This window comes from Azospirillum sp. P4_B5, assembly GCF_056402275.1.
Genome location: NZ_JBFUHT010000010.1, coordinates 165,504 through 187,472, shown reverse-complemented (window position 1 = coordinate 187,472; position 21,969 = coordinate 165,504). Strand labels below are relative to the sequence as shown.

Annotated in this window: 23 protein-coding genes, 1 tRNA gene and 1 riboswitch; of the genes, 18 read left to right on the top strand and 6 right to left on the bottom strand. The window is 69.1% G+C overall.

The window, feature by feature from the left end; translation table 11 throughout:
* Positions 1-470: 470 nt before the first annotated feature.
* Positions 471-1,604, bottom strand: a complete 1,134-nt coding sequence (locus AC1DVI_RS10885; RefSeq protein ID WP_476957975.1) for a c-type cytochrome — start codon at positions 1,602-1,604, stop codon at positions 471-473.
* A 150-nt stretch (positions 1,605-1,754) separates the two neighbouring features.
* Here AC1DVI_RS10885 and coxB point away from each other — a divergent pair, with 150 nt between their 5' ends.
* From coxB to AC1DVI_RS10870, 3 genes are read left to right on the top strand one after another with little or no spacing between them, the layout of a single operon-like run.
* A complete protein-coding gene (coxB, locus tag AC1DVI_RS10880) occupies positions 1,755-2,777 on the top strand; it encodes a cytochrome c oxidase subunit II (RefSeq protein ID WP_476957974.1) in 1,023 nt (340 codons plus the stop codon).
* Positions 2,774-5,305: a cytochrome c oxidase subunit I gene (gene ctaD / locus AC1DVI_RS10875; RefSeq protein ID WP_476957973.1), complete on the top strand. Its 2,532-nt coding sequence runs from the start codon at positions 2,774-2,776 to the stop codon at positions 5,303-5,305. The genes coxB and ctaD overlap by 4 nt, the downstream gene beginning before the upstream one ends.
* Before the next feature lie 23 nt (positions 5,306-5,328).
* A complete protein-coding gene (locus AC1DVI_RS10870) occupies positions 5,329-5,688 on the top strand; it encodes a hypothetical protein (RefSeq protein WP_119510319.1) in 360 nt (119 codons plus the stop codon).
* Positions 5,689-5,709: 21 nt separating this feature from the next.
* Here the strand turns inward: AC1DVI_RS10870 and AC1DVI_RS10865 are convergent, their stop codons facing one another.
* The gene (locus AC1DVI_RS10865; protein WP_476957972.1) at positions 5,710-6,576 is read right to left on the bottom strand and encodes a DUF2189 domain-containing protein; all 867 of its coding nucleotides are present in this window, start codon (positions 6,574-6,576) and stop codon (positions 5,710-5,712) included.
* 245 nt (positions 6,577-6,821) lie between these two features.
* Here AC1DVI_RS10865 and AC1DVI_RS10860 point away from each other — a divergent pair, with 245 nt between their 5' ends.
* Together AC1DVI_RS10860 and AC1DVI_RS10855 are read left to right on the top strand one after the other, a co-directional pair.
* Positions 6,822-7,115 (top strand): acylphosphatase, encoded by a 294-nt coding sequence (locus AC1DVI_RS10860; protein WP_476957971.1) that lies wholly within the window; start codon positions 6,822-6,824, stop codon positions 7,113-7,115.
* A 257-nt stretch (positions 7,116-7,372) separates the two neighbouring features.
* On the top strand, positions 7,373-7,819 hold the full coding sequence (locus tag AC1DVI_RS10855) for a hypothetical protein (protein ID WP_476957970.1): 447 nt from the start codon (positions 7,373-7,375) through the stop codon (positions 7,817-7,819).
* Between the two features lie 3 nt (positions 7,820-7,822).
* On the opposite strand, the gene lipB is transcribed toward AC1DVI_RS10855, so the two are convergent.
* Complete coding sequence (lipB, locus tag AC1DVI_RS10850; RefSeq protein ID WP_476957969.1) at positions 7,823-8,563, bottom strand: lipoyl(octanoyl) transferase LipB; 741 nt, start codon at positions 8,561-8,563, stop codon at positions 7,823-7,825.
* A 125-nt stretch (positions 8,564-8,688) separates the two neighbouring features.
* On the opposite strand from lipB, the gene AC1DVI_RS10845 reads away from it, so the two are divergent.
* Together AC1DVI_RS10845 and AC1DVI_RS10840 are read left to right on the top strand one after the other, a co-directional pair.
* Positions 8,689-8,775: transfer RNA gene (locus AC1DVI_RS10845), tRNA-Leu, on the top strand.
* A 144-nt stretch (positions 8,776-8,919) separates the two neighbouring features.
* A complete protein-coding gene (locus AC1DVI_RS10840) occupies positions 8,920-10,083 on the top strand; it encodes a glycosyltransferase family 61 protein (protein ID WP_476957968.1) in 1,164 nt (387 codons plus the stop codon).
* Positions 10,084-10,095: 12 nt separating this feature from the next.
* Here AC1DVI_RS10840 and AC1DVI_RS10835 read toward each other — a convergent pair whose 3' ends face one another.
* Positions 10,096-10,398 carry an STAS domain-containing protein gene (locus tag AC1DVI_RS10835; protein ID WP_014199893.1) on the bottom strand — a complete coding sequence of 101 codons (303 nt, stop codon included), beginning with the start codon at positions 10,396-10,398 and terminating at the stop codon, positions 10,096-10,098.
* Positions 10,399-10,694: 296 nt separating this feature from the next.
* Here AC1DVI_RS10835 and mgtE point away from each other — a divergent pair, with 296 nt between their 5' ends.
* The 7 genes from mgtE (at position 10,695) to AC1DVI_RS10800 (ending at position 16,244) form a co-directional block, all read left to right on the top strand.
* A complete protein-coding gene (mgtE, locus tag AC1DVI_RS10830) occupies positions 10,695-12,134 on the top strand; it encodes a magnesium transporter (RefSeq protein ID WP_476957967.1) in 1,440 nt (479 codons plus the stop codon).
* 46 nt (positions 12,135-12,180) lie between these two features.
* Positions 12,181-12,284: riboswitch (TPP riboswitch) on the top strand.
* Positions 12,285-12,341: 57 nt separating this feature from the next.
* Positions 12,342-13,460: a glycine oxidase ThiO gene (gene thiO / locus AC1DVI_RS10825; RefSeq protein WP_476957966.1), complete on the top strand. Its 1,119-nt coding sequence runs from the start codon at positions 12,342-12,344 to the stop codon at positions 13,458-13,460.
* Positions 13,457-13,666, top strand: a complete 210-nt coding sequence (gene thiS / locus AC1DVI_RS10820; RefSeq protein ID WP_014199889.1) for a sulfur carrier protein ThiS — start codon at positions 13,457-13,459, stop codon at positions 13,664-13,666. The genes thiO and thiS overlap by 4 nt, the downstream gene beginning before the upstream one ends.
* Before the next feature lie 61 nt (positions 13,667-13,727).
* Positions 13,728-14,498 carry a thiazole synthase gene (gene thiG / locus AC1DVI_RS10815; RefSeq protein ID WP_454020959.1) on the top strand — a complete coding sequence of 257 codons (771 nt, stop codon included), beginning with the start codon at positions 13,728-13,730 and terminating at the stop codon, positions 14,496-14,498.
* A 63-nt stretch (positions 14,499-14,561) separates the two neighbouring features.
* Positions 14,562-15,005 (top strand): PaaI family thioesterase, encoded by a 444-nt coding sequence (locus AC1DVI_RS10810; protein ID WP_476957965.1) that lies wholly within the window; start codon positions 14,562-14,564, stop codon positions 15,003-15,005.
* A 37-nt stretch (positions 15,006-15,042) separates the two neighbouring features.
* Positions 15,043-15,516 (top strand): hypothetical protein, encoded by a 474-nt coding sequence (locus AC1DVI_RS10805; RefSeq protein ID WP_476957964.1) that lies wholly within the window; start codon positions 15,043-15,045, stop codon positions 15,514-15,516.
* Between the two features lie 29 nt (positions 15,517-15,545).
* Positions 15,546-16,244, top strand: a complete 699-nt coding sequence (locus AC1DVI_RS10800; RefSeq protein WP_476957963.1) for an NnrU family protein — start codon at positions 15,546-15,548, stop codon at positions 16,242-16,244.
* Positions 16,245-16,260: 16 nt separating this feature from the next.
* Here AC1DVI_RS10800 and AC1DVI_RS10795 read toward each other — a convergent pair whose 3' ends face one another.
* Positions 16,261-18,372 carry a hypothetical protein gene (locus AC1DVI_RS10795; protein ID WP_476957962.1) on the bottom strand — a complete coding sequence of 704 codons (2,112 nt, stop codon included), beginning with the start codon at positions 18,370-18,372 and terminating at the stop codon, positions 16,261-16,263.
* 258 nt (positions 18,373-18,630) lie between these two features.
* Here AC1DVI_RS10795 and AC1DVI_RS10790 point away from each other — a divergent pair, with 258 nt between their 5' ends.
* Positions 18,631-19,044, top strand: coding sequence for a Rid family hydrolase (locus tag AC1DVI_RS10790; protein ID WP_149166318.1), 414 nt, complete (start codon positions 18,631-18,633; stop codon positions 19,042-19,044).
* Between the two features lie 18 nt (positions 19,045-19,062).
* On the opposite strand, the gene AC1DVI_RS10785 is transcribed toward AC1DVI_RS10790, so the two are convergent.
* Positions 19,063-19,254 carry a hypothetical protein gene (locus tag AC1DVI_RS10785; RefSeq protein ID WP_247890036.1) on the bottom strand — a complete coding sequence of 64 codons (192 nt, stop codon included), beginning with the start codon at positions 19,252-19,254 and terminating at the stop codon, positions 19,063-19,065.
* 224 nt (positions 19,255-19,478) lie between these two features.
* On the opposite strand from AC1DVI_RS10785, the gene AC1DVI_RS10780 reads away from it, so the two are divergent.
* The 3 genes from AC1DVI_RS10780 (at position 19,479) to AC1DVI_RS10770 (ending at position 21,965) form a co-directional block, all read left to right on the top strand.
* Positions 19,479-20,192 (top strand): response regulator, encoded by a 714-nt coding sequence (locus tag AC1DVI_RS10780; protein WP_476957961.1) that lies wholly within the window; start codon positions 19,479-19,481, stop codon positions 20,190-20,192.
* An 84-nt stretch (positions 20,193-20,276) separates the two neighbouring features.
* Positions 20,277-20,879, top strand: a complete 603-nt coding sequence (locus tag AC1DVI_RS10775; protein ID WP_014199879.1) for a 2-hydroxychromene-2-carboxylate isomerase — start codon at positions 20,277-20,279, stop codon at positions 20,877-20,879.
* Between the two features lie 99 nt (positions 20,880-20,978).
* Positions 20,979-21,965, top strand: coding sequence for a potassium channel family protein (locus AC1DVI_RS10770; RefSeq protein WP_476957960.1), 987 nt, complete (start codon positions 20,979-20,981; stop codon positions 21,963-21,965).
* Positions 21,966-21,969: the final 4 nt, after the last annotated feature.

The window sequence follows — 21,969 nt, the reverse complement described above, 5'->3', positions numbered from 1 at the left end:
GCTTCCATATTGACTAATCAGGTCATTCATTATGAGTTATGGCATCACACCCAATTTACGGCAGCCGTTTCGACAAAAATTTCTTTATTGAGAACGCAAGTTCTGCGTGATTGATGATGTTTAGTGTATGAATAATTGAACCGGCCGGCGTGATCATAGGAATCGATCTGGGCTGCGCCGCATTGCGCATCGGTGTTTACAACCCGAGTTCGTCCCTCGGGTGGAAGGGGGATAGCCCTACGCTGTGTGCCGGCTTTGGGTGAAGCGTGGAAGCATCCTGCGGCGTACCCGCTGGACGGCCCAATCGTCATTTTGCGCCAGGAGGATCGTGCCGATGAGACGGTTGATCGCCTCCAGCGCCACCTTTGCCTTGTACTCCGCCGAATGCCGCCTCGGTTTTCCCGTCATCGGGTCCGTCCTTCATCCTGGGCGAACCAAGCTTATCCAAACGTCGGGAAAACGGGACCAGTTCACTCCGTCTCCGCCGTCTCCCGTGGGCGGCTCAGCGCGTAGTGCAGGGACAGGGCGTGGATCTGCTCCTCCGTCAGGTTGCGCACAGCGGCGCCCATGATCCTGGACAGCGGTGTGTCGCCGTGCGCGTCCCTCTGCCAGAGGCGGAGCTGGTCGGCGATGTAGCTCGCGTGCTGGCCGTCGAGGCGGGGATAGCGCGGGTCGCGGTCCTCGCCATGGCAGCCGGAGCAGGCCGGCACTCCGGTGTCGCGGTCGCCGGAATCGGCGAGCCGGGCGCCCAGCTCCAGCAGGGCCGGATCGGCGTCGGCGGGCGGGGGCGGGTAGGGCGCCGCCGTTTGCCCCGCATAGTGGTCGGCGAGAGCACGCAGGATCGAATCGTCCAGCCCGGCGGCCACCGGCTGCATGATGCCGCTGTGCCGGCCCCCCTCGGCGTAGGCCTTCAGCGCGTGGAAGAGATAGTCGGCGTTCTGGCCGGACAGGCGGGGGAAGGCGGCGGTGCTGTCCCCGGGGCCGCCCCCGGCACCATCATAGCCGTGGCAGCGGGCGCAATTGTCCAGAACCTCGCGGACGGAGCCGTCCAGCATTTGCAGATCGGCCAGGGCCGAGCGGTCGCCGTCCGGCGGAGTCTCCCCGAAGGCCAGGCGGCGGTATTCCTCGGCGCTCATGCCGTCGAGCCGGCGCAGGAAGGCGGCCACCGCCCACGGCTCGTCGTCGCGCGCCTGCGCCGGCCAGGCGGGCATGCCGGCGTATTTGATGCCGTTGTAGGTGATCCAATAGAGCTGCTTGTCCGTCCAATCCCCGGCATGACCCGGCAGGAAGGGCGGGGTGGGCAGCATGTGGCGCGAGATCGGGTTGCGCCCGACGTCCGGCGCGCCGTGGCAGGGGGCGCAGCCGTCCTCGTAGTGGCCGGCGCCGCGCCGGATCAGCGCCGGGTCGTCGAGGTCAGGCGGATCGCTCACGAAGGCGGCGTGCGTCTCGATGGAGCTGCGCATCGCCATGCTGAAGAACCAGTGGACCGGCGGCCAGTGCTCCTTGCTCGCGGCGATGCTGTAGAGCCCCGACCAGGCGAACAGGAAGCCCCCCACCGCTTGGGCGCCCAGAACCAGCCCGATGATCGTCAGAACTCTGCGCATGGATGGGCCGCTCCGCCGGTTGAGAGTGATCGTCCCCGAGTGAATGCTCCCCCGCTGACCGAAGTTCCGGCGGAACCTGCGGCCTTGCCGTGAGTTTAGCCGTGCAACGACGATGCCCGCCGCCGCGGGCCAACGCCGCGAGGGGGGTGCATGGACCGCAGGTCTGGCCGCAGCGAGGGACGCAGACGGAACTGGCGGGGGGCGGCCCTGGCCGGCGGAATGGGCCTCCTGGCGGCCTGCGAACAGGGTCCGCAATCCGCGCTCCACCCCGCCGGGCGCAACGCCGAGGCGATCCTCGACCTGACATTGCTTCTCGTCGCCGGGGGCGGGGTCATCTTCCTTTTCGTCATGGCGCTGGCGGGGTACGCCGTCATCGCCCGGCCGGAACGTTTCCCCGGAAGCCGCGCCTGGATCATCGGCGGCGGCATCGTCTTTCCCATCGTCACGCTGACCGCGCTTCAGGTCTACGAGTTCGCGGTGGCCCGGCAATTGTCGGACACCGGCGGGGTGGAACCGCTGCGCGTCGAGGTCACCGGCCACATGTGGTGGTGGGAGGTCCGCTACCCCGGTGTGGGGGAGGGGGGTGAGGTGCTGCGCACCGCCAACCGCCTCGTCATTCCCGCCGGGCGGCCGGTGGAGGTGGTGGTGACCGCGGCGGATGTCATCCACAGCTTCTGGGTGCCCAGCCTGGGCGGCAAGATGGACATGATCCCCGGCCACGAGAACCGGCTGATCCTGGTCGGGGAGCGGCCCGGCACCTACCGCGGCCAATGCGCCGAATATTGCGGCGCCCAGCACGCGCTGATGGCCTTCGACGTGGTGGTGGAGCCGCCCGACCGCTTCGATGAGTGGCTGGCCGCCGAGCGCCGCCCCGCCGCCGAGCCCGACGGGCCGCAGCAGGCCGCCGGGCGCGACGCCTTCCTGCGCACCGGCTGCGGGTCCTGCCACACGGTGCGCGGGACGCCGGCCAACGGGGCGGCCGGGCCGGACCTGACCCATGTCGGCGGGCGCGGCGCGCTGGCCGCCGGGACGCTGCCCAATACGCCGGAGGCCCTGGCCGGCTGGATCGCCGGGGCGCAGCACATCAAGCCGGAGAACCGCATGCCGTCCTTTCCGATCCTGGGCGGCGACGACCTGCACGCCATCGCCGTCTGGCTGGAGAGCCTGAAATGACCCCGCCGCTCGACGATGCCGCCCTGCCCAACCGCCTGCCGCGCCCGAAGGAGGAGCTGGAGGCGCTGAAGCGCGCCTGGAGGCCGACCTCCGGCCTCGGCCTGCTGAAGGAGGTGAACAACAACATCATCGGGGTGATGTACATCGGCACGGCGCTGCTGTTCTTCGTCATCTCGGGCACGCTGGCGCTGGTCATGCGGACGCAGCTCGCCGTGCCGGAAAACGACGTGCTGGGGCACAGCCTCTACAACCAGTTCTTCACCGTGCACGGCACGGGCATGATGTTCCTGTTCGCCGTGCCCATCGTGGAGGCCATCGGCGTCTTCCTGCTGCCCTCCATGCTGGCGGCGCGCGACCTGCCCTTTCCCCGGCTGTCGGCCTTCGCCTTCTGGGCCTACCTGTTCGGCGGGCTGGCCTTCTTCTGCTCGCTGATCTTCGAGGTGGCACCGGACGGCGGCTGGTTCATGTACCCGCCGCTGACCAGCATGAGGTTCTCGCCGGGCATCAACGCCGATTTCTGGCTGCTCGGGATCGGCTTCATCGAGATCTCGGCCATCGCCGGGGCCATCGAGATCATCGTCGGCATCCTGCGCACCCGCCCGCCCGGCATGACGCTGGACAAGATCCCGGTCTATTGCTGGTCGATGCTGGTGATGGCCGGGATGATCGTCTTCGCCTTTCCGGCGGTGATCATCGCGACCGCGCTTCTGGAGATCGAGCGCGCCTTCGACTGGCCCTTCTTCATCGCGGAGCGGGGCGGCGACCCGCTGCTCTGGCAGCACCTGTTCTGGTTCTTCGGCCATCCGGAGGTCTACATCATCTTCCTGCCGGCGGCGGGGCTGGTGTCGATGATGGTGCCGGCGCTGGCGCAGCGGCCGCTGATCGGCCACGACTGGGTGGTGGTGGCGCTGGTCGGCACCGGCTTCTTCAGCTTCGGCCTGTGGGTGCACCACATGTTCGCCACCGGCATCCCGCCGCTGAGCCTGAGCTTCTTCTCCGCCGCCAGCATGGCCGTGTCGGTGCCGGCGGGCATCCAGGTCTTCGCCTGGATCGCCACGCTGGGCAAGGGGCGGCTGCAATGGACGGTGGCGACGTGGTTCCTGCTGGGCTTCCTGTTCATCTTCGTGGCCGGGGGGCTGACCGGCGTGATGGTGGCGGTCATCCCCTTCGACTGGCAGGCCCATGACAGCTACTTCGTGGTGGCGCACCTGCATTACGTGCTGATCGGCGGCATGGTCTTCCCGGTCTTCGCCGGGCTGTATCACTGGTGGCCGACCATGAAGGGCACCATGCTGTCGGAGCGTCTGGGGCGCTGGGCCTTCTGGATGATGTTCATCGGCTTCAACGTCGCCTTCTTCCCCATGCATGTCAGCGGCCTGATGGGCATGCCGCGGCGGGTCTACACCTATCCGGGGGATCTCGGCTGGAACGTCCTGAACATGATCTCGACCGTCGGGGCCTTCGTGATGGCCTTCGGCATTCTGCTGGTGCTGATCGACATGGCGCGCGACGCCTTCGGCCGGGGGCGCCCGGCGCCGGAGAATCCGTGGAAGGCGGGGACGCTGGAATGGATTCCGAACGACAACTACGCGACGCGCAGCATCCCGCACGTCCGCTCCCTCTACCCGCTGTGGGACCACCCCAACCTGTCGCGCGAGGTGCAGGAGGGCGCCCATTACCTGCCCGGCGCCCCGACCCGCCGGCGCGAGACCATCGTGACCAGCCCGATCGAGGCCCGGCCGCAGTATCTGATGCCGATGCCCGGCCCGCACTGGAGCCATTTCCTGGCCGGGCTGTTCACCGCCGCCCACTTCATCTGTCTGGCGGTGCAGCTCTACTGGGTGTCGCTGGTGCCGGGGGTGCTGGCCATCGCCTCGGTCTTCTGGTGGGTGTGGAGCCTCGACAAGGGGGCCGACCACCCGCCGCAGGACGTCGGCGGCGGCTGGCGGGTGCCGGTCTATCTCCAGGGATCGGAGAACCATTCCTGGTGGGGGACGGCGGTCCTGCTGCTGGTGGACGGGACGGCCTTCGCCTGCCTGTGCTTCACCTACGTCTTCCTGTGGACGGTCAGCCCGGATGTCTGGCCGGAGGGCACCGACGCCCTGCCGGGGCTGGGGTGGCTGGCCGGCGAGGCGGCGCTCTGGGTCGTGGCGGCGGGGGCGATGCTGCTGGCGAGCCGCGCCGTGGCCGGCAACCGCTCCTGGGCGATGCGGGGCCTCCTGCTCGCCGGTCTCCTGCTGATGCTGGCCGCCGCGGTGGCCGAGCCCTACAACCATATCGGCAGCGGCCTCGTGGCGTCGGAGAGTGCCTATGGCGCGATCGTCTACATGCTGGCCTCCTGGCAGGTTTTCCACGTCGTGATCCTGGTCCTGATGACCGGCTTCACGCTGGCGCGCTCCTTCGCAGGCTTGCTGCACGCGCAGCGCCGCGTCACCTTCGACAATGTGATGCTGGTGTGGCTCTACACCTGCGGGCAGGGCGTGGTGTCGCTCCTGCTGGTGCATCTGTTCCCGCGGCTGGCCGTGTGAGCCCGGAAACTGTGAGGTTGGGCATGGAGAAGACGGCGTTCACCGCGACCTTCACCGGAATGATGTCGGCCTTCCTGATCTGGGCGGCCCATTTCGCGGCGGTCTACGGCATCAACGGGCTGATCTGCGCCCGCGAATGGGACGGGGTGGCGTTGTACGGCCACCCCGTCGCGGTGGTGCTGATCCTCGGCGCCACGGCGGTCGCCCTGCTGCTGGCCGCCGGCGTGCTGGCGGCGGCGCTGTGGGGCGCCGCGCCGGGCCGGCGGGCCAGCGAGGACCCGCGCCGCTTCATCCGCCTGTTCACCGCGCTCGCCGCTGCGGGGGCGCTGGTCGCCATCCTGTGGAACGGGCTGCCCGCCCTGCAGGTGCCGGCCTGCGGCTAACCCGGTTGTCTCACTCCGGGATCAGCCCTCGGGAATCAGGCGCCGGTAGAGGTGCCATGTGGCGTGGCCGAGCACCGGCATGACGATCACCAGCCCGACGAAGGCGGGCAGCGAGCCGAGCAGCAGCCCGCCCGCCACAATCAGGCCCCAGAGCGCCATGGGCTCGGGATTCCTCAGCGTCGCGCGGACGGAGGTGCGGATGGCCATCGCCACGCCGACCCGGCGGTCCATGAGAAGCGGGAAGCTGACGACGCTGATCGCCAGCGCCAGAACGGCGAACAGGAAACCGACCCCGATCCCCAGCACGATCATCGCCCAGCCGGCGCGGGTGGTGAACAGCGCCTGGGTGAAGGCGCTCCAGCCCTCCGGCGCCAGCGGGGCGAGGGTGGCCATGTAGATGAGCTGCGCCGCCACCAGCCACAGCAGGAACACCGCCGTCAGGATCGCCCCCATCGCCAGGATCGCCCCGAAGGCCGGGGAGCGCGCCACCGCGAAGGCGTCCACCCAGGACACGCGGTCACCGCGCTCGCGCCGGCGGCTCATCTCGTACAGGCCGACCGCGGCGAAGGGGCCGATCAGCACGAAGCCGGAGGACAGCGGGAACAGCAGGTGCAGCGCGTTCTCGTTGAACACCACCTCCGCCAGCAGCAGTCCGACCAGTGGGTAGATCAGGGCGATGAAGAGGACGTCGGTCCGGCAGGCCATGAAATCATGAAGCCCCTTCCGCAGCGCGTCGCGCAGGTCGTCGCTGCGGATGCGCCGTACCGTGGGCTCCAGCGCCGCCCGTTCCCGCGCCGGCGGGGCGATGGCGTGGCCCGCTTCGGCCAAGCCGTGGGACCAGGATTTGAAATGGGCCGCTCCCCATTCCGCAGGGTTTCGGATGGTCATGTCCGTTCCTCCCGAACCGTTCGTTCAGGGTGCGCGAGCCCGCCCGTGCCCGGTCGCGGCCTTCGCTGTCGCGGCCCGGCGGTCACAGGAGGTCCCGCGCCCCGCCATGCACGGATGATACGCCGACGAATGGTTGGCGGCACTGTTCATTGGGGGAGGAGAGGGCGCCGGGTGGCGCCGGGTTTTCCCGAACCGCCGTCTGTCTTATTGTCCTGACCTTAGGGAAAGCGACATCGGGGAAGGGAATGGGGGACGAGGACAACCGCAAGGCCGTGCTGGCCCGCGTTCACGGCAAGGTGCAGGGCGTGTGGTACCGCGGCTGGACGGTGGACACGGCGAACCGGCTGGGGCTGGCCGGCTGGGTGCGCAACCGCGGCGACGGCACGGTGGAGGCGCTGTTCGCCGGCCCGGCGGACGCCGTGGACCGGATGCTGGAGGCCTGCCGCCGCGGCCCCTCCGCCGCCATCGTCAGCGACATCGCCGTCGAGCCGGCCCGTGATCCTGGTCCGGGCGCCTTCGAGCAGCGCCCGACGCTGTGACGGCGGCGAGGGGTGGTTAGCCTTCTGTTAGCCATACGCGGCTAGGCTGTCGGGTGGGGATGAGGGGGGCGGAGCGCCGTGCCCCCACCCCGGCCCTCCCCCGCTGGCGCAGGGGAGGGAGATATTCGCGGAGCGGCGGCAGTCCCCTCCCCTGCGCAGCGGGGGAGGGTTAGGGTGGGGGCAAGCGGATCGGAATGAGCGGCAAAAGGCCAAAATCAGCGCTCCGGCTCCTGCGCGGCACGCTTCTGTCGCTTGGCATGCTGACGACCGGAGCCGCCATGGCCAAGGGGCCGCTCGACCGGACCGAGCCGGGGCACATGCCGCCGGTGCCGCCCGGCGGCTACGACCTGCCGCTGTCGCCGCCGGTGGTTCGGTACCCCTTGCCGCCGCAATGGGTGACGATCCGCTCCACCCAGGACTGGCGGCACGCCGGAACCTTCGAGAAGGAGCTGAGCAAGGCCTGCGCGTCCCGCCAGTTCCGGGAACAGATGCCCATGCGCTACCGCGCCATCTTCAAGGGCGAAGTTCTGGGCGTCGCCTTCGGCCACGGCCTGAACCTGCACGACCCGAATAAGCAGGCGAACCGCAAGCTGATCTATCTGTTCCGCAACGGCGACAGCACCGGCTGCACCATCGTGTCGATCACCAACGAGGATTTGCGCGTCCTGAACGACGCCCAGTCTGCCGGGGCGCCGAAGCGGTAAAGGTCACTCCCCGTCCGGCCCGCCGCCGAAGACCTCCGCGAAGCTGGCGATCAGGGCGGCGTCCACATCCTCCATGGTGACGAGATGGCCGAGCGCCACGATGGAGGTCACCCCATGTTCGCTGATGCCGCAGGGGACGATGCCGGCGAAGTGGGACAGGTCCGGCTCGACGTTCAGGGCGACGCCGTGGAAGCTGACCCAGCGGCGCACCCGCACGCCGATCGCGGCGATCTTGTCCTCCTGGCCGGGGGCGCCGCCGTAGGGTTGCTTGTCCACCCAGATGCCGACCCGGCCCTCCCGCCGTTCGCCGCGGATGTTGAAGGCGGCCAGCGTGCGGATCAGCCACTCCTCCAGATCCTGGACGAAAGCGCGGATGTCGGCGCCGCGCGTCTTCAGGTCCAGCATCACATAGGCCACGCGCTGCCCCGGCCCGTGATAGGTGAATTGCCCGCCGCGCCCGGCCTGATAGACGGGGAAGCGGCCCGGTTCCAGCAGGTCCTCCTCCCGCGCGCTGGTGCCGGCGGTGTAGAGGGGCGGATGCTCCAGCAGCCAGACCAGCTCCGGCGCGGTGCCGGCGCGGATGGCCTCGACGCGCGCCTCCATCTCGGCCAGCGCGTCGGGATAGGGGACGGGCGTGTCGCTGATGCGCCATTCCACCGCCCGCGTCGGTGCGGGAGCGGGGGCGAGAACGGCATTGCCAAGGACGTCGGGGGCGGGCGGAACGGGGGCGGTGAGGTCGGTCATGCCGACGTTATGAACTTTCTTTGGCAAAAACGCGAGACGCCGCTTGATCGGGCGTTGGGGATCTGCTATTCCCCCGCTCCACCCGATGAGGGGAGCAGTTCCCTCCTCGGTTCTACCAGCCTTGTGCGGTCGTGGCGGAATTGGTAGACGCGCAGCGTTGAGGTCGCTGTGGCAGAAATGCCGTGGAAGTTCGAGTCTTCTCGACCGCACCATCCTCCCTCCGGGAGGAATGAGATGTTGAAAGGGCGCCCGTCATACGGCGTCCTTTTGTTTTTTCGCGCGAAGCAGGGGCCGACAAACAGCCCAAGACGGGGGAAACGGTTCCGTCAGCCAGGACCAGCCCGGATGCCCGTGACATGAACCTTCCTCTCCATTTGTCGCTCGCCGAGGCGGAGGCGCGGCACTTGGTCGACGGCGATGGGCATCCCATCGTGGAGTCGCGCGAGTTGTTGCCGGCGCGGGAGATCGGGGTCGCGCCGCTGGCTTTCGGCGACACGGATTTCTCGCATCGCCGGGTTTTCGAGCGTCCCTACGAGGGGGCATGGTGCGAATCGGTCTACCGCTCGGCGTCGGTGCGGCTCTACCGGCTCCGCGGCGCCCTGGTCCATTCGTCGTCCGGCATCGTCATGCTCAGGCCGGTGGACCAGACCACCGGACAGACCGGGCTTTGCCTGCTTGATGAAACCATCCAATACATCGAACTGGCGGAGCATGGCATCCATCTCGACCGTGATGCCGGCTCGATTTCAGTATCGAGCGAGAAGTTCAGCCGGTTGCAGAATCGCGCCGTTCACCTTCTCGCACCGGGTGGAGCTTATAATTATTACCATTGGAACATCGATGTGATGTCCCGTTTTTCCGTCCTGCCGGAAAAGTACCTTGATGATGTCTTTCTTGTTCCGCCCTTGCGGTGTCAATTCCAGTGGGATTTTCTGAACGGCGTCGCGAGCCGCCGGGCGATGCGGCTTCAGGCCGTCCATGCGCCGGAAACCGTCGAAGTGGACGAGTTGATTCTCATACCCAACATTGGCGATTTCGGTCATTTCCCGCGCTCGGAGCAGTTGCGCGTCTTCGCGTCTTCCGGCTTGGGTGCGCCGTCGACGGTGGCGGGCCGCCGGTTGTACATCGCGCGCCGGAACGCGGAGCATCGCCGATTGCTGAACGAACAGGAGGTCATCACCCTCCTGGAAGCGGCCGATTACGAGATTCTCGAATGCGAGACGCTTCCGCTCGCCGAACAGGCGCAGCGATTTGCCGAGGCGTCGCACATCGTGGCTCCGCACGGTGCGGGCCTGACCAATGTGGTTTATTGCGACAGCCGCGCGGCGCTGTGCGAACTGCAGATGGATCTGAACGTGAACTGGCTGTTCCGGCGGTTGGGCAATCTCAAGGGCATCCGCTACGGATGCGTGGTCGGTGAGAACGACGGCCTCTGGGAGCCGTTGCGGCCTCACAACAAGGCTTGGCGCCTTCCGGTCGACCGGTTGGCTGCGGTTCTGAAGAGGGAGGGCTTCCTGTAACGCCGGGCCGCCTCAGCGGAACTCCACATACTGGTCGAGTGCGACGCGCCGCATGGTCTGCACGATGTAGGGTTGCGCATTGTGCACCGTCACCAGTCCCTTCGCGTCGCGGCAGCGGTTGGCGAGGACGAACAGCATGCCGATCGCCGCGGAATCCAGGAAGGTCATGTAACGCAGGTCCAGCCGCACCTCGGGCCGCGCGCCGATGTCCCAGTCCGCCAGCAAATCATGAAACTTGCGGCTGTCGTCGTAGGTGAAACGCCCCGACAGCATGATCCCTTCCTGACCGTCGATGTCGGTGTAGGCGTACTCCATCGTCACATCCGTTGGCCGGTGGTGTCTGTTTTTCGCTGCCTGCGCGGGGAAAAAAGCCGCGCGCGCATTATGGGTGCACGAATTGCGCAGCCCACGCAAGCATTGCGCGAGGGTCTGGAGAAGCCGGAGCGGCCCGCCGCGCTGGACAAAACGGCGGCACACCTATATTCGGTGGGCGCCCCGGCGGGAACCCGCAAGGGCTCCCCACCAACCCGCAAACGCCGGTGCGCCATGGTCGGCCGATCGCAGGACCATGCCGTCACGCCGCATTGCCATCGTACAGGGAGGGTGCCGCCATGCACACCGACCGCCAGGAACCGGATCGTATCCAGGACGATGTGCCGCACCCGGCCGAACGCCCCGACCCGCCCCGCGAGGACGGGGAGGAGGAGCGCGCCTATGGTGTGGAGCCGGAGTTCGTCGAGGAGGTCGTCGAACGGCTGCACGCCGGACGGCGCGACGATCTGCGCGCCGAGCTGGACACGTTGCATCCCGCTGACATCGCGGATCTGATCGAGCAGCTCGGCCACGACGACCGGGAGGCGCTGGTCGGCGTCCTGCGCCCCGACTTCGACGGCGAGGTGCTGAGCTACCTCAACCCCGATCTCCGCGAGGAGATCGTCGAGCTGTTCGAGCCGAAGGAGCTGGCCGCCGCCGTCGCGGAGCTGGACACGGACGACGCCGTCGACGTCATCGAGGATCTGGACGAGGACACCCGGCGCGAGGTTCTGGAGAATCTGCCGGCCGCCGACCGCGCGCTGGTTCAGGAGAACCTGACCTACGACGAATACACCGCCGGCCGCCTGATGCAGCGCGATCTGGTGGCGGTGCCGCAGTTCTGGACGGTCGGCAAGACCATCGACTATGTCCGCGCCGCCACCGACGAGCTGCCGGAGGACTTCTACGACATCTTCGTCGTCGATCCGATGCACCGGGTGGTCGGCGCTGTGCCACTGTCGCGCCTGCTGCGCCAGAAGCGGTCGGTCCGCATCGCCGATCTGGTGACGGAGGAGGTGGACACCATTCCCGCCACCATGGACCAGGAGGAGGTGGCGAACCTGTTCCGCCAATACGCCCTGGTCTCCGCCCCCGTGGTGGACGCCGGCGGGCGGCTGATCGGCGTCATCACCGTCGACGACGTGGTCCACATCATCGACGAGGAGGCCGAGGACGACATCGGCAAACTGGGCGGCGTCGGCGACACCTCCATCTATCGCTCGGTTCTGGAAACCTCGCGCTCGCGCATTTCCTGGCTGGGCGTGAACCTGTTCACCGCCTTCGCGGCGGCGGGCGTCATCTCGCTGTTCGAGGCGACCATCGAGCAGATCGTGGCGTTGGCCGTGCTGATGCCGATCACCGCCTCGATGGGCGGCAACGCCGGGACCCAGACCCTGACCGTGGCGGTGCGCGCCCTGGCGACGCGTGAGCTGTCGTCCTCCAACGCGCCCCGCGTGGTGGGGAAGGAGGTGCTGGTCGGGCTGCTCAACGGCGCCGTCTTCGCCACGCTCGTCGGGGCCATCGCCGCGACGTGGTTCGAGCCGATGATCGGGCTGGTCATCGGCTGCGCCATGGTCATCAACCTGTTCGTCGCCGGCCTGTGCGGGGTGCTGATTCCCATCGGGCTGGACCGGCTGGGCGTCGATCCGGCGGTGGCGAGTTCGGTCTTCCTGACCACCATGACCGACGTCATCGGGTTCCTGTCCTTCCTGGGGCTGGCGTCGCTTTTGTTGCTGTGACCAACGAAAAGGGGCTTGCCAAAGGCGGCTCTCTTCCGGATGATCCGGGCATTGGCTGGGGTGCCGTGCGGGATGCGCTCGCGCGGCTGAGATCACACCCATCGAACCTGTCTGGATAATGCCAGCGAAGGGAGCCGCCGCATGGTATCCGCGCCCTTACTTCATTCTGATTCCACCCTTTCCGTTTCTGGAGGACCCTCCGTCGCCGTGGTCGGCGCCGGGGTGATCGGCCTGTCCATCGCCTGGAGGCTGGCCGCCGCCGGCTGCCGGGTCGAGGTCTTCGACCGCGGCGCGCCCGGCCGGGGCGCCAGCCACGCCGCGGGCGGCATGCTCGCCGCCTGCGTGGAGACGGAGCCCGGCGAAGAGAGTCTTCTGCCGCTGACCCGCGCCTCGCAGGACCTGTGGCCCGCCTTCGCGGCGGAGCTTGAGGCCGCCGCCGGCATGGCGGTTGACCTGCGCGACGAAGGCACGATGGTCATCGCGCTGAACGCCGACGACGCGGCCAAGGTGCGCTTCCTGCACGACTTCCAGACCAAGCTCGGCCTGCCGGTGGAATGGCTGAGCGGGGCGGAGGTGCGGCGGCGCGAGCCCTATCTCCAGCCGGGCGTGGCCGGCGCGCTGTTCTGCGCCGGCGACCATCAGGTCGACAACCGCAAGGTTGCCACCGCCCTGCACGCCGCCGCCCTGCGGGCCGGCGCCGTGGTGCACGAGTATGCCGAGGTGTCCCGCATCGAGATCCGCGGCGGCCGGGCCGTCGGCGTCCAGGTCGGCGACCGGCTTTTCGAGGCTGATCAAGTGGTTCTGGCCGCTGGGGCATGGTCAGGCTGGATCGACGGGCTGTCTCCGGCGGTGCGTCCGCCGGTGCGCCCGGTGAAGGGGCAGATGCTCTGCCTGCGCATGGACGCCCGCCTGCCGCTGCTGCGTCATGTGGTGTGGACTCCCGGCACCTACCTGATCCCGCGGTTGGACGGGCGGCTGCTGGTCGGCGCCACGACGGAGGAGCGCGGCTTCGACGACCGGCTGACCGCCGGGGGCCAGTTCGCCCTGCTGGAAGGGGCGTGGCGCGCCCTGCCGGGCATCGCCGAACTGCCCATCGAGGAAGCATGGGCCGGCTTCCGCCCCGGCACCCGCGACGACGCCCCGATCCTCGGCCTCTCGGAGGTGGAGGGGTTGGTCTACGCCACCGGGCACCACCGCAACGGCATCCTGCTGACCCCGGTCACCGCGGATTCGGTGGCGCGGCTGGTCCTGACCGGGGAGGCCGATCCGGTGATCCGCCCCTTCGCGCTCGACCGCTTCGCCCAGCCGAAGGGAGCCGCGGCATGAGCGCCCGCATCCGCGTGAATGGACGGGAGGAGGATCTCGCCGCCCCCACCGTCGCCGCCCTGCTGGCCGGGCGGGGAATCGCCGCGGGCACGCGCGGGGTCGCCGTCGCCCTGAACGGCGCCGTCCTGCCGTCCCGCCGCTGGGACGAGACGCCCCTGTCCGCGGGCGACGCCCTCGAGATCATCCGCCCCGTGCAGGGCGGCTGAGCGCAGGGCGGCTGACCTTCCCACCCGCCGGAGCGCGGGTCCGACATCCAAGGAAACACCCATGAACGACACGCTCACCATAGCGGGCCGTGAGTTCCGCTCGCGCCTGTTTCTCGGCACCGCCGGCTATCCGAACCAGCAGGTCATGCTCGACGCGCTGGAGGCCAGCGGCAGCGACCTGGTCACGCTGGCCATCCGGCGCATCAGCCTGGACGGCTATTCGGAGAGCCTCGTCGACGTCATCGGCGACCGCGCCGGGCTGCTGCCCAACACCGCCGGCTGCCTGACCGCCAAGGAGGCGGTGCTGACCGCCCAGCTCGCCCGCGAGGCGCTGGGGGTGGACTGGATCAAGCTGGAGGTCATCGGCGACCGCGAACTGCTCTACCCCGACGTCGAGGAGCTGCTGCGCGCGACCGAGGAGCTGGTGGCCGACGGTTTCACCGTTTTGCCCTACTGCAACGACGATCCGGTGACCTGCCGCAAGCTGGCCGATCTGGGCGCGGCGGCGGTGATGCCGCTGGGCGCCTTCATCGGCTCGGGGCTGGGCATCCGCAACCCGCACGCCATCGAGACGATCTGCGCGCGCAGCCCGGTGCCGGTGGTTCTGGACGCCGGGATCGGCACGGCGTCGGACGCCGCCCTGGCGATGGAGCTGGGCTGCGCCGCCGTCCTGCTGAACACCGCCGTGTCGAAGGCGCGCGATCCGGTGCGCATGGCGGCGGCGATGCGCGACGCGGTGGCGGCGGGGCGGGCGGCTCGTCTGGCCGGGCGCATGCCGAAACGCGCCTTCGCGGAAGCGTCGAGCCCGCAGCTCGGCTTGATCGGAACGTAAGGCTGGCGCAGGGTAGGGGCCGTCCGATTTGAACCCCCGAAAACGATCAGAGAGACCCGAGACGTGCCCAAGATCTTCGAACCGCGCGACCCGGACTGGGAGGCGCGCTGCCGCGCCAGCTTCGAAATCCAACCGATCTGCAAGACGCTGGGGATCGAGCTGACGCGGCTGGAGCCCGGCTTCTGCGAGATGCGCCTGCCGTTCCGCGCCGACCTGACGCAGCAGCACGGCTTCTTCCACGCGGGCATGGTCAGCACGCTGGCCGACAACGCCGGGGGCTACGCCGGCTACACGCTGATGCCGGCGGGCAGCGAGGTCCTGGCGGTGGAGTTCAAGGTCAACCTGATGTCGCCGGCCAAGGGCGAGGTGATGATCGCCCGCGCCCGCGTGCTGAAGCCGGGCCGCACCCTGACCGTCACCAGCGTCGAGATTTCCATGCTCGACGGCGGGGTGGAGAAGGACTGCGCCATCATGCAGCAGACCCTGTTCTGCCAAGCCCCCGCCTGACCCGCCCCAACCCCTTCATCCGATCCAGGAGGTTCGCATGCCGCTGTCGCGTCTTTTCGGTGCCGCGCTGATCGTAGGAGCCGCCACCATCGCCCTGGCCCAGCCGGCCTTCGCCCAGAAGAAGGAGCCGCCGGCCTGCGGCGCCGTGTCCTTCCGCGCCATCGCTCCCGGCGCGCCGGACGGTGAAACCGACGCCGGGCTCTACAAGTCCCGATTCGGCAAGATCGAGGTGAAGGCCGAGGTGAAGGGCGGGCAGGCCACCAACTACTACATGGTGCTGAACGGCAAGCGCATCGACGCGTCGGCCAACCCGCCCAAGGCCGCCGATTCCTGCCTGAAATCCAAGAGCGTCAAGCTGCCCTACCAGAAGCAGGCGGCGGGCGCCTGTACCGGCAACCGCTTCCGCGTGGTGATCGACCGCTCCGGCAAGCAGCCGGTGGCCCTGTTCTTCGGCCTGCACGGCGACGACTGGGCCTATTGCAGCGGCACGACGCTGGAAAAGGGCGCCTGACGAGAGGCTTCGCGACCGGGAGACCGCGCATGACCGGCACCATCGCCCATCTGTCCGCCGCGGGGCTGTTCCTGCTGCTGACGCATTTCGGCATTTCCAGCACGCCGCTGCGCGCGGCGCTGGTCGGACGACTGGGCGAGAAGCCCTATCTCGGCCTCTATTCGCTGATCGCGGCGCTGGCCTTCTGGTGGCTGGTGGCGGCCTACAACGGGGCGCCCTCCGTGCCGTTGTGGCCGCCCGCCGGCGGGCTGGCCTGGGTGCCGGTCCTGCTGGTGCCGGTGGCGCTGTTCCTGCTCGTCGCCGGCCTATCCACCCCGAACCCGACCTCGGTCGGGCAGGAGACGCTGCTGACCGGCGAGCGGGAGCCGGTCCGCGGCATCCTGCGGGTGACGCGCAACCCGTTCCTGTGGGGCGTCGGGTTGTGGGCGGTCGCCCATATGGTGCCGAACGGGGATCTCGCCTCGCTGATCCTGTTCGGCACCCTCGCCCTGCTGGCGCTGGGCGGCAGCGTCCTGATCGACGCGAAGCTGGCGCGGCGGCTGGGGGCGGCGTGGGACCGCTACGCCGCGCGCACCTCCAACCTGCCCTTTGCGGCGATCCTGGCCGGGCGCCAAAGCCTCGTCTGGAAGGAGATCGGCTGGTGGCGCCCGGCGGTGGCTCTGCTGCTCTATGGCGGTCTGCTGCACCTGCACCGGATGCTGTTCGGGGTGTCGCCGCTGCCCTGGTGACGGCGCCTCCTCACCGTCAGAACGTCATGCCGCGCACCTGATCGCGCAGCGTGTTGCGGGCGGTGTCGGCCTCCTTGCGGGCGGTGGACAGCTCGCGGGACAGACCGTCCAGGCGGGTTTCCTGCTCGCCCATCTTGGCGATGGTCCGCTTGAACAAATCGCTGTCGCGCGGCAGCGTGGCGAGGTTCTGGCGCAGCCGCTCCTGCTCCTTGCCGATCTCCGCCTGTTCGCGCTCCAGGTCGGCGACGCGGCGCTCCTTGTCGGCGACGGCGCCGCGCAGGGTCGCGACCTTCGCCAGGGCCTCGCGCGCCGCGGGCGGCAACTCCGTGGAGGAGGCGTAGGCCCGCACCTGCTCCGGCGACATTTCCGAGAGGCCGAACCGTTCGATCCGCGGGCGCTCCAGCGCGACCGCCAGGGTCACCGTCTGGCCGGCGGGCACCGCCACCGGCAGGCGGTAGGCGTCGGCCGTCAGGTCGGGAGCGGCCCCGCCGGTTGGCTGCACCAACTCCCAACCGGACCGCCGCGGGTGCTCGACGATGACGGTGCGGTCCTCGCCCGCCGCGCCGGAGATCCGGTAGGTGGTGGTCTGGCGGTCGGTCACGGTCAGCTGCAGCACCCCGTCGGCCAGGGTGGCGCGGGACAGGGTGCGGCTCGGCTGCTCGGAGCGGTCCACCGTCACCGCCTGATCCACCGCGAAGCTGAGGATTCGGCTCTCGCCCGCCGGAAGGGTGGCCAGCCGCGCGTCGCCCACATAGGCGGCGGCCCCGCCCAGCCGCTCATAGAGCGTCAGCACGCCCGGCGGCAGGCCGGTCTCGCCCGAGTCGCCGTTGCTGAGGCGCAGCGCGGCCAGCGGGTGGCGCGGCTGGGTGTTGGGCTGGTAGAGCGACAGCCGCTCCGCCGGGATGGCGCGGGCGGTGATCGGCATCATCATCGTGCCGCCGTTCGCCAGGGTCACCGGCTGCGGGTAGCGGAACAGCACCTGCGCCGTCGCCTCCGTGCTCTCGGCGGGGGTGGTCTCCGCCGCGCGCTGCGGCATCGCCCCGGCGAAGGGCGCACCCATGGCCGGCGCCGGGGCGGGCGGGGCGGCCATGGCGGTGGGGGCGCCGGACTCGGTGGCGGCGCGCGAGCGGACGGCCGGTTCCATGGCCTTTGCCATCGCGTCGGCGGCCACGGCCCCCTCGTCGGGGGGAGGCAGGACGCGGCCCAGCACCTCCACCGGCACCTCCGGCCGATTCACGAAATAGGCGGAGTAGAGCGCCTGACGGAAGGTGACCGGGTTGCCCGAGGCCACCGACAGCTCCACCCCCTTCCAATCGTCGCCGCTGAGATTCTCCAGCACGGCCCAGCCCTGCAGATCGCCGGTGCCGCCCTCGGCCCCCTTCGCCGATCCGGGCGCCGATTCGGGCAGGGTCAGGCGGTACGTCGCCTTCCACAGCGGGGCGGCGACCACATAGGCGACGCGCACGGTCCGCTCGGCGCCCGCGTCCGTCTGCGGGGCGGTGGTGCGGATGGTCAGGCGCCGCCGTTCCTTGCCCGCCGCTCCGGCGACCGCGGCCAGCGCGGTGTCGAGCTGCTCCTGCACCCGCGGGTCGGCGAAGCGCAGGGAATCGGTCTCCTCCAGGACGAGCTGGCGCAGCCCCTCAGCGGTCATCAGGCTGACCCGGTTGCGGGTGACGGTGCCGCCGCCGTTGGGAAGCTGGGTGTATTCCTCGGTCACCGAGAGCAGCCGGCCCGACACCGCGCGGGAGCCGCTGGTCTGCACCTCCGCCCCCTTCATCGCGTTCAACAGGGCGGTGGGGGAGGCGAGATCCTCCGGCGTGAAGGGCAACTCGCGGAATGCGGTCTCCAGCGGCTCCTGCCCCGGCAGGTCCACCGTGCCGATGCCGCCGTGGTCGTCGTAGACCACGATGCTCTTCAGCACGTCGTCCACCTGATCGCGGCGCACCTCCAGGGTCAGCGCCGCGTCGCCGGACACGCGCGCCTCATGCTCGAAATAGCCGACGCCGCCGGTGGACAGCAGCACCCGCTTCAGCGACAGCGCTCCCGGCGGCTGGTCCGCCGCCAGGGCGGGCGCGGCCAGCAGCGGCACGGCGAGGGTGAAGAGGGCGGCTTTCGTGATCCCGGACATGCGGGTTTCTCCCGTTATGGACGATTGGGCATTCTTGGCCCGGCTGATTGGACCCGGCTGACTGGGCCCGACTGATTGGCCCGGCTTACGCTTTGATTTGGGAAAGATTTGGGCAGGCGGAAAGGACCGAACCGCGCCGACATGCCGCGGAACCGCCGCTGGTCAGGGTTTGTGCGGGTTCGGCCCTCTGTGACATAAAGGTGCCAAGTCGGTTTTGCTGACTATAAAGAACACGAACAATAAAGGGAGGGGAGAGCCATGAATCCTGGCGAGAGCGGAGCTGAAGGGGTGGCCGGCGGCTGGCGGGGGGACGGCGTTCGGGCCGTCGTGGCCGGCAGTGTGGCCGGGGCCGCGGGTGCTCCGGACCGGCGGTGGGTGTTCGTGTCCGGCACCTCCGGCTTCGATGCGGAGCGCCGGACGATGGCCGGCGACGTGGAGGAGCAGGCGCGCCAGACCCTGCGCAACATCCGCCGGACGCTGCGGCGGTCGGAAGCGGACTTGTCGGATGTGGTGCGGATGCGGGTCTATCTGGCGGACGCCGCGGACTTTCCTCGGGTTCAGCCGATCCTGGCGGAGGAGTTCCGCGACCGCCCGCCCATCGGCACGACCATGGTCTGCCCGCTGGCCGACCCGCGCATGAGGATCGAGATCGAGGTCACCGCGCGCTGTTGAGCGTTTCGCATCTCCGGCTCAGGGCTCGCCGACCAGCGTGCGCGCCGATTCGATGTGGCGGCGGGCCTCGCTCAGAAGCGCGCGGTGCTGGGCCAGCGCTTCGCGGATCGGCAGGCGGCTGTTGTAGACGCGCACCTCGTTCAGCAGGCGGTCGGCGCGGTCGAGATGGGCCATCCGTTCCAGGCACTGGTCGAGCACGAGCATCGTCATTCCCCTTCGGTGCGGGCTTTTGCCTTTCGCCTCGCGGCTGAGAGGAATAAACCAACCTGTGATGACCGCGTGATTTCAGGAAACCGGCTTTTTCGTTTCGTTCGCACGGTGGGATGTTTCAGCCGATTCACCCAGCGGTCGTGCGGCGAGTGCCTGTTACGGGGTTGTAACCGATTGCGTGCACCCATGGCGGTGAGCTATGAAGAGGACGGGAGGTAACGGCCATGCACATTCTCGCGGTCGATGATGACGAGCCGGTACGCGAACTTTTGGAGTCCTATCTGGCTTCGGAAGGCTACCGCGTGACCACCGCACCGGACACGGCCGCGGCGAAGAAGGCGTTGGAGAGCGATTCCGTCGATCTGGTGGTCTGCGACCTGCGGCTTCCCGACGGCGACGGGCTGGGGCTGGTCCGCCAGATCCGCACCGAATCGCACATCCCCGTCATCATCCTGTCGTCGAAGGACCAGGACGTGGACCGCATCGTCGGTCTGGAACTGGGCGCCGACGATTATCTGACCAAGCCGTTCAACCCGCGCGAATTATTGGCCCGCATCAAGGCCGTGCTGCGCCGCGTCTCCGGCGAGGGGCGCCCCCCGCGCAGCCCCGACGATCTGCGCGCCGTCGTGCAGTTCGCCAACTGGGAACTGGACCTGACCGCCCAGCGCCTGCGCAGCCAGGAGGGGCGCGAGGTCGAGCTGACCAAGGCGGAGTTCGGCCTGCTGGCCGCCTTCGTGAAGCGCCCGCAGCGCGTGCTGACCCGCGACCAGCTGCTGGACCTGACCCGCGCCGACGGGGCGGAGGTGTTCGACCGCTCCATCGACGTGCTGATCCTGCGTCTGCGCCGCAAGATCGAGGCGAATCCGAAGGAGCCGCGCATCATCAAGACCGAGCGCGGCGCCGGCTACGTCTTCGACGCCAAGGTGAAGGCGGTCTAGCGTCCCGTCCAGCCGTCGGCGGCTGGACGGAACCTTCGGCGCGCGCTAGCCTTTCCGGAAAAGCAGAACCGGGAGGAACCGCGGATGGCCGACCCCATCGATTTCTATTTCGACTTTGCCTCGCCCTACGGCTATTTCGCCAGCCGCCGCATCGAGGAGCTGGCTGCGGCGCATGGCCGCACCGTCACCTGGCGCCCGATCCTGCTTGGCGCCATCTTCAAGGTGACGGGGATGAAGCCGAACCTTCAGCAGCCGTTGCGCGGCGAGTATCTGGTCCATGACGTGGGCCGGATCGCCCGGCTGACCAACGCGCCCTTCACCTACCCCGACTCGGCCCCCGCCAACAGCGTCGCCGCGTCGCGCGCCTTCTATTGGCTGACCGACGAGCATCCCGAGCAGGCGAAGCTGCTGGCCCGCACCCTCTACCACGCCCATTGGGGGGAGGGGCGCGACATCGGCCCCGCCGAAACGGTGGTGGAGATCGCCGGCACGCTCGGCCACGACCGGGCGGCGGTGGCGGCGGCCCTCCAGGACCAGACCGTCAAGGACCGCCTGCGCGCCGAGAACGACGCGGCGGTGGACCGCGGAGTCTTCGGCTCTCCCTTCGTCATCGTCGACGACGAGCCCTTCTGGGGCTGGGACCGGCTGGACATGGTGGAGCGCTGGCTGAGCACGGGCGGCTGGTAGGCTTACCGTAAAGCCCGTTGGGGGAGGGCGGTTGAAAGTCCTGCCATCGGGACCGGCGGTGGCGCTATAAGGTGGGCACCTCCGGCAACCGGTTCGCGCATGGACCAGATCCTCCCCGACCGCCGCCCCAGCAAGGCCGCCGGCCCCGCCCCTACGTCCCGGCCGCGCGCACGCCGGTCCTGGCTGACCGGCGCGGTGCTGACCGCGCTGATGCAGGGAATGATCGCCCTGTCCATCCGCTCGGTGTCGGGCGATCTGGCCATCGCCCTGCTGGGGTCGGTCGGCCTCGTCGTCGGGGCCTTCCACTATCTGTTTCCGGGAAGCCAATTCTTCAGCCTGGCCCTGGCGAACTTCATCGGCGTCTACGCCTGCGTGTTCGTCTTCTTCCTGGAAAGCAACTTCCACAGCATCCCGTCGCACATCCAGGCCGCCGCCTTCGCGATCCCGCTGATCGCCTTCCTTGGGGGTGCGTGGTGGCGGGCCAACACGATCCGCAGCATCGTGATGTCGCGGCGGCTGCGCGACGGCGGGCATTTCGACCGCATCTTCCTGTGGATGGCCCCGGTCTGGGGGATCGGCGCGCTGACCTTCCTGCTGCCGGGGCGGGACGTGTCGCCGGAGATGCTGACGGCGATCTTCCTGCTGTCGATGACCGCCATCGGGATCGTCGTCGCCCTCGTCGCCCGCGACATCGCCGTCTTCCTGCTCGATGCCGGGCTGCTGTTCGAGGGCTTCTTCCAGCAGGCGGCCCGGCTGGTGCTGCCGGCCTTCGCCTTCCTGACCTTCTATTCGCTGTGCATCATCATGTTCGGCGCCTTCTACACCGTCCTCGACCGCTTCATGGTGGAGCCGAACTTCATCATCGACGGCGTGCGCCGCGACCTGACCTTTCCGGAGGGGCTGTACTTCTCTCTGGTCACCTTCGCCACGGTCGGCTACGGCGACATCCACCCGGTGACGGGGGCGGTGCGGCTGATCTGCGGGATCGAGATCGTGATGGGCGTCCTGCTTCTGCTGTTCGGCTTCAGCGCCATCATCGGCCACACCGCCCCGCGGGACCGCCGCGACCGCGACGGTCCGTTGTAAGGCG

What these genes read in the sequence shown, in the direction of transcription:
- AC1DVI_RS10800 (WP_476957963.1), top strand. Translation starts at nt 15,546, where the DNA reads ATGACCGGCACCATCGCCCATCTGTCCGCCGCGGGGCTGTTCCTGCTG.
- AC1DVI_RS10780 (WP_476957961.1), top strand. Translation starts at nt 19,479, where the DNA reads ATGCACATTCTCGCGGTCGATGATGACGAGCCGGTACGCGAACTTTTG.
- AC1DVI_RS10855 (WP_476957970.1), top strand. Translation starts at nt 7,373, where the DNA reads ATGCTGACGACCGGAGCCGCCATGGCCAAGGGGCCGCTCGACCGGACC.
- AC1DVI_RS10870 (WP_119510319.1), top strand. Translation starts at nt 5,329, where the DNA reads ATGGAGAAGACGGCGTTCACCGCGACCTTCACCGGAATGATGTCGGCC.
- AC1DVI_RS10805 (WP_476957964.1), top strand. Translation starts at nt 15,043, where the DNA reads ATGCCGCTGTCGCGTCTTTTCGGTGCCGCGCTGATCGTAGGAGCCGCC.
- AC1DVI_RS10775 (WP_014199879.1), top strand. Translation starts at nt 20,277, where the DNA reads ATGGCCGACCCCATCGATTTCTATTTCGACTTTGCCTCGCCCTACGGC.
- AC1DVI_RS10860 (WP_476957971.1), top strand. Translation starts at nt 6,822, where the DNA reads ATGGGGGACGAGGACAACCGCAAGGCCGTGCTGGCCCGCGTTCACGGC.
- ctaD (WP_476957973.1), top strand. Translation starts at nt 2,774, where the DNA reads ATGACCCCGCCGCTCGACGATGCCGCCCTGCCCAACCGCCTGCCGCGC.
- thiG (WP_454020959.1), top strand. Translation starts at nt 13,728, where the DNA reads ATGAACGACACGCTCACCATAGCGGGCCGTGAGTTCCGCTCGCGCCTG.
- AC1DVI_RS10885 (WP_476957975.1), bottom strand. Translation starts at nt 1,604, where the DNA reads ATGCGCAGAGTTCTGACGATCATCGGGCTGGTTCTGGGCGCCCAAGCG.
- coxB (WP_476957974.1), top strand. Translation starts at nt 1,755, where the DNA reads ATGGACCGCAGGTCTGGCCGCAGCGAGGGACGCAGACGGAACTGGCGG.
- lipB (WP_476957969.1), bottom strand. Translation starts at nt 8,563, where the DNA reads ATGACCGACCTCACCGCCCCCGTTCCGCCCGCCCCCGACGTCCTTGGC.
- thiS (WP_014199889.1), top strand. Translation starts at nt 13,457, where the DNA reads ATGAGCGCCCGCATCCGCGTGAATGGACGGGAGGAGGATCTCGCCGCC.
- AC1DVI_RS10795 (WP_476957962.1), bottom strand. Translation starts at nt 18,372, where the DNA reads ATGTCCGGGATCACGAAAGCCGCCCTCTTCACCCTCGCCGTGCCGCTG.
- AC1DVI_RS10770 (WP_476957960.1), top strand. Translation starts at nt 20,979, where the DNA reads ATGGACCAGATCCTCCCCGACCGCCGCCCCAGCAAGGCCGCCGGCCCC.
- AC1DVI_RS10865 (WP_476957972.1), bottom strand. Translation starts at nt 6,576, where the DNA reads ATGACCATCCGAAACCCTGCGGAATGGGGAGCGGCCCATTTCAAATCC.
- AC1DVI_RS10835 (WP_014199893.1), bottom strand. Translation starts at nt 10,398, where the DNA reads ATGGAGTACGCCTACACCGACATCGACGGTCAGGAAGGGATCATGCTG.
- AC1DVI_RS10785 (WP_247890036.1), bottom strand. Translation starts at nt 19,254, where the DNA reads ATGACGATGCTCGTGCTCGACCAGTGCCTGGAACGGATGGCCCATCTC.
- mgtE (WP_476957967.1), top strand. Translation starts at nt 10,695, where the DNA reads ATGCACACCGACCGCCAGGAACCGGATCGTATCCAGGACGATGTGCCG.
- AC1DVI_RS10840 (WP_476957968.1), top strand. Translation starts at nt 8,920, where the DNA reads ATGAACCTTCCTCTCCATTTGTCGCTCGCCGAGGCGGAGGCGCGGCAC.
- AC1DVI_RS10790 (WP_149166318.1), top strand. Translation starts at nt 18,631, where the DNA reads ATGAATCCTGGCGAGAGCGGAGCTGAAGGGGTGGCCGGCGGCTGGCGG.